At 63.9% G+C, this 1,362-nt stretch carries 1 protein-coding gene and 1 pseudogene; both read right to left on the reverse strand.

The genetic code is table 11. The features are described 5' to 3' along the window. Nucleotides 1–92: 92 nt before the first annotated feature. A pseudogene (locus ABT130_RS47600) lies at nt 93–470 on the reverse strand (helix-turn-helix domain-containing protein); the annotation flags it as partial. A gap of 100 nt (nt 471–570) precedes the next feature. Beyond that, nucleotides 571–999, reverse strand: a complete 429-nt coding sequence (locus ABT130_RS47605) for an RICIN domain-containing protein (RefSeq protein ID WP_345681519.1) — start codon at nt 997–999, stop codon at nt 571–573. Between the last annotated feature and the right edge of the window lie 363 nt (nt 1,000–1,362).

Raw genomic sequence — 1,362 nt, forward strand, 5'->3', positions numbered from 1 at the left:
GGCTGTCGTGCTCCCACGAAGGGATGTCTCCTTCCCCACCCTCGATACAGAGTTATGTACCTTTTTGTTGCCTCTGTCTAGTTTGGCAGGGAGGGTTTGCGCAGGTAGGCCAGGAGCTTGCGGATCGACCAACGGGTGAAGGGTTGTCCGAGTTTCCTGGGGCGAGTGGTGGCCGTCTGGATGACGAAGGCTTCGTCGTCATCGCTGAGCAGGCGGGGACGGCCTCCCGCCCACTGAGGGTCCAGGCAGGCCAGGCCGATCTCGTTGAAGCGGTGAATCACATCGCGGACGGTGTCTTCGTCGGCGGCCACCAGGCGGGCGATGACCGGGACGGTGTTGCCGCCGGCCGAGGCAAGCAGCATCATCGCACGCCGGTAACGCACCGAGTTGGTGCTGCCTCGGCGCACGATCTGCTGGAGCTTCTGTCCTTCTTGGTTGGCGAGTCTTCGGACCCTGACAGGTTCTGCCACCACGCCTCCACGTGCCGGACCTGATCTGACTGCTCACATCCAACCGGCCCGGCTGCCCCCCGAGCAGCAACCCGGTGAACCTTTCCGATCACAGCACTAGCTAGGGAACGGCCTTGAGCAGCCAGAGTTCGTTCTCGTCATGACCTGGTTCGAACTGCACCACGCGCGCGCCCGGGTCGGTGGAGGCGTTTGCGACTGCCAGCACCTTGCCTGAGTGCTTGGCGATGAGCCGGTAGACGCCCGCCTCGTGCTCCTTGAGGTACCAGATCTGGCTGGGGCTGCCATTGATGCCCCACTGCATCGCGAAGTCGGAGTTCTGGTTCGCCACGCTGACGTCCAGGGCCTTGCCGGAGTGTTCGGCGATGAACTTGTAGCCGCCATCGGCGGGTTCCAGGTGGAAGATCTGGTTGGTCCGGCCGTGGGGGGTCCACTGGATCACCCAGCCACCGTCGGACATGTCGCATTCCTTGATGTCGAGGGCGAGCCCGGACTTCTTGTTGATCAGGGTGGCTCGGGCCGGGATGTCCATGGGGGTCCTCTCGGACTGGAGCGGTAGGTGGCGGTGCGCCGCCTTGTCTACATAAGAGACGATTACGCACGGGAAATCACCCTTCGGCCGTGACCGCTTCCGGACAGGGTTCCCGCTGCAGGAAGGCGGCGGTAGCCCGTCGACCACCCTTCCTGGTTGGCCCTCCGCTCACGAACGTGTCCCCAGCCTCCAGGTGGCGGAGTGTACGCGGGGCCGTCCTATGGGTCCGAAGCCTCCGGCCAGCCTAGAGATCCGAACTCCGTACAGGCTCTAGTAGTGCTTTGTTAGGTGGTTAGGGCGGCCTTTGCTGGCAGGTGGGGCATCGGCCTGTCCAGGTGGCCAGAAGGGCCTGGAGCTCTTTGA

Source organism: Streptosporangium sp. NPDC001681, assembly GCF_040298085.1.
In the GTDB taxonomy this organism is placed as follows: Bacteria; Actinomycetota; Actinomycetes; order Streptosporangiales; family Streptosporangiaceae; genus Streptosporangium.

Bases quoted from the DNA above. Each gene is read 5' to 3' on its own strand.
- ABT130_RS47605 (WP_345681519.1), bottom strand. From the start codon at position 999: ATGGACATCCCGGCCCGAGCCACCCTGATCAACAAGAAGTCCGGGCTC.